This window comes from Nostoc sp. 2RC (genome assembly GCF_014222165.1).
GTDB lineage: Bacteria > Cyanobacteriota > Cyanobacteriia > Cyanobacteriales > Nostocaceae > Nostoc > Nostoc linckia.
The window spans coordinates 1-6,607 of record NZ_JACKZU010000426.1; the positions used below are offsets into that span (position 1 = coordinate 1).

Here is a 6,607-nt window from a genome sequence, read left to right on the forward strand (position 1 = left end):
AATTCACATTTTAAAAATCAATTTGGATAATTTAACTACTAAATTTCAATATTTAAATCAACTAATTGCTTTAAGTTTTCATTTTCTAATCGCAACAATTGTATTTCTAATTTCAATCTTTTATTTTCTTCTCTCAGTGTCTCTAAATCAGATTTCTTACTAAGTGCTTCATTAATGGCTTTTTTACGATTATCTAGCCCAAAATATTTTTGATAAACTTTAGTATGCATTTCTACAGAATGCCCTAAATTATCAGCAGCTGCTTTGATTGGTATTCCCATTAAATGTGCCCGAATGGCCCAAGCGTGTCGTAAATCATAGGGATTAAATGGTATTTCCACTTTGTCATCAAACCATGAGGCATTATGTTGTACTACATAGCTGCAATCTTTAAATGATGTAAATTTTGAGATTTTTTCTGCCAACATTTCTATACATAGTTGATTTTTTAAATCAAATAAATCAACCCATTCAGGATATAAAGGTAAAGTTTCCCTAGCTCCAGTCTTACATTTTTCGTTAACTTTCCAAGTTTGATCCTTATTCTCTGTATTTAACCACCAATCTATATCAGGTTCTAAAATAATTTCTCTTGGTCTTAATCCGTAAGTTGCGATCATACCATACATCCATCTCCAAAAAAGCCAATTATTTTCAAAACCACTCCTACGTCTACTAGGTGTAGCATAAGCATATTTTTCATATTCATGAAAATATCTAATAATGTCTGAATCGCTAGGAATATTTCTAGTTTTTGGTAATGGTTGTTTTTTAAATACTGATAAATCAATGTCAATTTGAAAACAGCGAGCTAAGACATTGAGAATTTTAAACAATTGCCATCTTTGCGATTCACTAGAGCATTTTAAAATTTCTGCCTTTAAAGCATCTGACGTAATCGGGCAATCTAAATTAATATGTTGCTTAATTCTTGACTCATACTGATGATATGTGTGTTCGCTTTTTATAGTTTTCTTTCTCGTCTTAAAATACTCTTGCTCAAAACTTTCTAAAGCTGTTTTGATTGTTAAAATTTGTTTGGGAATCGAGGCTTGTTTGCCTAAATATTTATCTGTCCATACAAACTGTTTACGAGCTATTAATTTACCAAGTTCATAAGCTTCTTCTTCGGCTGTTTTAAGTCCATCTAAATTAGCGGGAATACTTAAAGATATTTTGTATTGTTTAGTTCCCGTACTTTTAGTATCCCTATCACCTGGCTTGATTGGTAAAGTCGCCTGTAGCTGGATGCTTCCTTTATCACAACATAAGCCTACCTTGACTTTAGCCGACTTGAGTCGAGCTTTAGCTTTTTGAAACTCATCGTCAAATTTATCATTTAAATAACTAGCGATCGCTCGCTTTTGATATGCAATACCCATATAACTTCCATCGGTTGTAGCTGGAGGTTCAAAATCTGCGAATAATTCACTTGTTGACATTTTCTTAAATTTTGCTTATTTTTAGCGTTCAAAAAGCACATTGTTCACAATGAGCAATGTCTCTCAGGTAACACAATAGTGTATTAACTCATCATACTATTACTGAGTTTCACCATATGTATGTCAGTGGTACGCCTGGTTGGATGCGCTTAATTTTTATGCTGACAACCATGTTTGTGTCAGTCCCCACAGGAATTAAAGTCTTTGCTTGGGTGGCAACCATTTGGGGCGGGAAATTGCGGTTAACTACACCAATGCTATTTGCCCTTGGTGGACTAGTAATGTTTGTCTTCGCCGGCATCACAGGAATTATGCTTTCCTCTGTACCAGTGGATGTCCACGTTAACAATACCTACTTCGTAGTTGGACACTTCCACTACGTCCTCTACGGCACTGTGACAATGGGCTTGTATGCTGCCATTTATCACTGGTTTCCCAAAATGACCGGTCGGATGTACCACGAAGGCTGGGGCAAAATCCACTTTTGGTTAACCTTCATCGGCACCAACCTCAACTTTTTGCCCATGCATCCCTTAGGATTACAAGGAATGTTACGCCGAGTCGCTTCCTACGCCCCAGAATATACTTCCTGGAATCTCATTGCTAGCATCGGCGGATTTCTATTAGGAGTATCCACCTTACCCTTCATTTTCAACATGGTGATTTCTTGGATGCAAGGCGAGAAAGCACCCGATAACCCCTGGCGAGCAATTGGACTAGAGTGGTTAGTTTCTTCACCACCCTCCGTGGAAAACTTTGAAGAAATTCCCGTCATCGTCAGTGAACCCTACGGCTACGGCAAATCTGAACCCTTAACAGCCAACCTCCCAGAATAACCCATTGGGAAAGCGCAGAAATCCTTTGCGTACCTCTGCGCTTTCCTTTGCTACCTAGAGCGTTTCAAACTCACCTTCAAAAGCCAACTTCACCAATGGACAGCTATCTCAATTCCCACGAATTACACCACACAGAAGTAGAACATAGCCACGATGAAGAAGGCAACAAAATGTTTGGCTTCATTGTCTTCCTACTTTCTGAAAGCGTAATTTTCTTAAGTTTTTTTGCAGGATATATCATCTACAAAACAACAACTCCCAACTGGCTACCTGCCGGTGTTTCTGGATTAGAAGTAAAAGAACCTGCAATTAACACAATAATTCTAGTTGCCAGTAGCTTTGTAATTTACTTAGCAGAACGCGCCCTTCAACGCCATGACTTAGTAAAATTTCGCCTGTTTCTTGTGGCAACAATGGCGATGGGAACTTACTTTTTAATTGGGCAAGCCATTGAATGGAATGGCCTCGACTTTGGCTTCACCTCAGGGGTATTTGGTGGCACGTTCTATTTGCTTACAGGCTTCCACGGTTTGCACGTTTTCACTGGTATTTTGTTGCAGTTGATTATTTTAGTGCGTTCTTTTATCCCTGGTAACTACGACACAGGTCACTTTGGGGTGAATGCAACTTCATTGTTTTGGCACTTCGTCGATGTTATCTGGATTATTTTGTTTGTTCTCATCTATGTCTGGCAGTGAATATCGAACAAGATAAGCTAATGCGCGCTAAAAAAGCATAATTACACTAGTAGTTCGCCAAGTAAACTTGGAGGGGGAAAGGGGAAAGGGGAAAGGGAAAAGGTTTTTTAGGGTGAACGAAATTTTGTGTGGGATTTCTAGCTAAGTATCCAAAAAATTACCCTCCACACTTCCCACACTTCCCACACCTTTTTTCGCTCACCCGGTTTTTTATCCCTGACCCTTTAACCAATCTCCAAACATTTTTGGGTTGGCAAACTACTAGCATGGTTGTTGACTGTCAACAGTCAACAGTCAACAATCTAATCGAGTCCTATTTGTAGGAATTGCAAATCACAAATCCCTGAAGCTTCAACAACTCAGGGATTTCGCCTTTTACTTCAAATTTTTTTCATCAAGTCAGCGTTTGATTACGTAGTTGAATTGATTTTATCCAACTAAGTTGGTAGAATAGCCACAACCAAAGTATATATACGTAATCAAAGCGATCGCAACTTGCAAGCAAATACTTGTATATACCAATTTCACTGGTAAAAAATGCCAGTAATTTAAGTTCTTACTACTTCTAATACCGCAATATTACTGAATCTAAACAATGAGCAAAAAATATTTAGTTCTTGCCTCACTAACTACCTGTATTTTTCATCTCTCTGTTACCAACCAAACTTTAGCTGCTACCTTTAGAGAGATATCACCAACAGAAGCTGACAAAGTTGTTTTATTTGGTGCTGGGAGTTTGAGGGGTGCGCTTTCAGAAGTAGCTAAGAATTTTGAAAATGTCAAAGGTGGAACTGTAGAAACAAGCTTTGCTTTTTCTGGTTTACAACGCGAACGCATAGAAAATGGTGAAAAAGCCGATGTTTTTGCTAGTGCTGATGTTAGCAACCCCCTGACTTTATATCAAGAAGGACTGAGCGGGCCAGTGGTAAATTTTACTAGCAATCGTTTAGTGGCAGTTGTCAATTCAGATTTTGAATTAACAACCAATAACTTTTTACAACAATTACTGAGTAATGCTGGCAAAATAGGTACATTTCCACCTTTATCAGATCCTTTGGGTGCTTATACACAAGATGTATATCGTAAAGCAGACGCCATATTACCAGGGAGTTTAGAAAATCTCAATCAAAAATCTATCTTTTTCACCCAAGAGTTAGTACCGCCAGACAAATTTACATCGGGTGGTCTCATCGCTTGGGGTCTGCAAGAAGCTCCTCAAGAGTTAAAAGTAGATGCGTTCATATCTTATTACACTAGTGCGCTTGCAGCATTACAAATTTCACCGAATTTGAAAGTTGTAGAATTACCAGAAAATTTAGCAATTAAAGCAGATTATGGCTTGACTGTACTCAAAGATGCTAGTCCTAAAGGTCAAGAATTAGCTGATTACATTCTGTCACCAGAAGCACAGGAAGTACTGGCTAAATATGGATTTAGTCCTGTAAATGTTACTTCTAAACCTGTTCCTGAACCCAGTAGCATAGGCGGGATATTTCTTGCGGTTAGTATAGCTGTTGGATTGAAGAAAAAACAAGCATCAGCCAATAGGCAACTAGTTCAAGTAGGTGAGAAGCGCCACAGTTAAAAAACGGGATAAAAGAGGTTTTTAGAGTTTAGATAAGCTAATGCACGTCTAAATTGCACAACTACTCGTGGTAGTATTTGACTGGATTAGACTGTTTACTGTCAACGGTCAACAGTCTAATCCAGTCAATGTACAAGTTAAATGTGGAACAATTTATTTTTGTTTCAAAGGAGAAGGAGGAGCAGATAGTACAATAATATTTCTCACATTACTAACGTAACGACCTCCAGCTTTATCACCTGGAACAACTAAACGAGCAAATCCTTCATCTGCTAGATATACGACTTTCCCATTACTATCTTTTTTGGCAAAGGCAACTAGTACTGTTTTTCCTTCAAAGTTCGGTTGAATTTCTCCAATAGCCACGACTGCACCATAACAATCTGTGGCTTCAACTAAAACATATTGTCGCAGAAAAGAGTTTTTCGGATTCAATCCAGAATTTCCAGGTTTAAGACCACCTCCGGCTTTGGGATTATTAATTAATTCCCAGAGGGGAACTCCATAGTATGTTTCTGTTCTTGGCCCTGAACCGGTTTGAAAGCTGACAGTAATTTCAGTTACTAATCCTGGATTTTGAATTTTTAAAGTATTTCGTAAATTTTTCAGATTGTACAAGTGATAGGTAGTTGGATTATTGACTTCTCCATCCAATCGAAAATTTTGTGAAATACCTCCAGAACACTTATTTTTGTTCCAAAGAGTTGCTATTTTTTGTTCTCGAAATCGGGGAAGATTATTGTTTGAGTCAGCTAAAGTAGGCTGCCACAAAACCAGTGTTGATAGTATTAAAGATGCAATGGGTATTTTGCGGCTAAAACGCATAAAACATTTCTCCGTTTTCTATGGGATATTGAAAAAATTTCGGTAGAATTCAGAGTTAAAAATTCTGAATTCAAACAAGCTGTATGCAATGAATCAATAGCCAAAATTAGCCGCAAACCTCTTGTGAAATTTGCATTTTTCTAAATCGATTCAGTGTATCTATGCAATGTACTGAAGATAATACCAACTAATTGGGTAAAATACCAAATATTATGGTAATCAAATGTTAACAAAATTAATTTTTATTTCTTTCTAAAATAGTGAGGCTTTATGTTGTAATGAAATTTTCTGTTGTTATTTGCCTGATGGATTTGTAAATATCAAGCCTTATTAAACCCGAAAAACCCCAAAGAGCCAAAGCTACGCTTTGTCTCCCCTCCCCGCAGGCGGGGAGGAGATTAAGGGGTGGGGTGCAATGGCTGTGGGAATCATAACTAATTATGCGGACATGATATAAGGCTGGGATTGCTTCCCTAAACTTTGTTACGATCGCAATGACAATATCGGCGTTGCGTAAGTCCTGGCTTTTTTAGCGCGCATTAGCTGATTTCACAAATGATTTGGGATTGCTATAAATCAACTTTCATCTTCAAAGAAATTTCACCAACTCGGTTAATTGTCTCGCTACCAGAGACGATTGCAAAACCTAATCTTTGATATAAAGCCAAGGCGGGATTTGTGGCTCTAATGCTGAGAGATATTGACTCATAGGATGTTTTGGCTGCTGCTAATACATGCTTGAGTAACTGTGTTCCTATACCTTGATTGCGATATTCAGGGACAATTGCTATTGCTAATTCGGGAATGCGATCGCTAATATAACCATATCCTTGATTTTCACCAGTCAATAAACGCAGCCATGCTGCTCCCACTGGCTGATTCGTACTTTCTAAAATAGCAACAAAGCCACTATCATCTTTGCCTCCCCAATTTTTAACATATTTTGCCAAATCAGGATGATTTATGGCATCCTGCACAGTCAAATTACCTTCCTTTCTCAAATGTGCTGCTTCGTAAAGCATTTCCCACAAAAAAGGCTCATCTTTTGCTGTGAGTGGAGAAATCAAATAATTCACCATTATTTTATACTGTCAAATCGTCAAACTTAATTTTATTTACCATCAAAGCAACCACATAATACCAACAGGACTTACGCAACTGGCACAGGCGATCGCTAAATCATAGTATTTGTGTACTATTACAAGTACTGCAACTAGCACG

General features: G+C 37.9%; 5 protein-coding genes and 1 pseudogene. 3 read left to right on the top strand and 3 right to left on the bottom strand.

Features of this window, described 5'->3' with window-relative positions; translation table 11 throughout:
• Window positions 1–38: 38 nt before the first annotated feature.
• Window positions 39–1,442, bottom strand: coding sequence for a site-specific integrase (locus GNE10_RS30405; RefSeq protein ID WP_185569526.1), 1,404 nt, complete (start codon window positions 1,440–1,442; stop codon window positions 39–41).
• Window positions 1,443–1,552: 110 nt separating this feature from the next.
• On the opposite strand from GNE10_RS30405, the pseudogene GNE10_RS30410 reads away from it, so the two are divergent.
• The 3 genes and pseudogenes from GNE10_RS30410 to GNE10_RS30420 form a co-directional block, all read left to right on the top strand.
• Window positions 1,553–2,278: pseudogene (locus tag GNE10_RS30410) on the top strand (cbb3-type cytochrome c oxidase subunit I); the annotation flags it as partial.
• A gap of 95 nt (window positions 2,279–2,373) precedes the next feature.
• On the top strand, window positions 2,374–2,976 hold the full coding sequence (locus GNE10_RS30415; RefSeq protein ID WP_185569528.1) for a heme-copper oxidase subunit III: 603 nt from the start codon (window positions 2,374–2,376) through the stop codon (window positions 2,974–2,976).
• A gap of 595 nt (window positions 2,977–3,571) precedes the next feature.
• The gene (locus tag GNE10_RS30420; protein WP_185569530.1) at window positions 3,572–4,561 is read left to right on the top strand and encodes an extracellular solute-binding protein; all 990 of its coding nucleotides are present in this window, start codon (window positions 3,572–3,574) and stop codon (window positions 4,559–4,561) included.
• A 153-nt stretch (window positions 4,562–4,714) separates the two neighbouring features.
• Here GNE10_RS30420 and GNE10_RS30425 read toward each other — a convergent pair whose 3' ends face one another.
• Together GNE10_RS30425 and GNE10_RS30430 are read right to left on the bottom strand one after the other, a co-directional pair.
• Window positions 4,715–5,386: a hypothetical protein gene (locus GNE10_RS30425; RefSeq protein WP_185569531.1), complete on the bottom strand. Its 672-nt coding sequence runs from the start codon at window positions 5,384–5,386 to the stop codon at window positions 4,715–4,717.
• A gap of 569 nt (window positions 5,387–5,955) precedes the next feature.
• On the bottom strand, window positions 5,956–6,465 hold the full coding sequence (locus GNE10_RS30430) for a GNAT family N-acetyltransferase (protein WP_185569533.1): 510 nt from the start codon (window positions 6,463–6,465) through the stop codon (window positions 5,956–5,958).
• Between the last annotated feature and the right edge of the window lie 142 nt (window positions 6,466–6,607).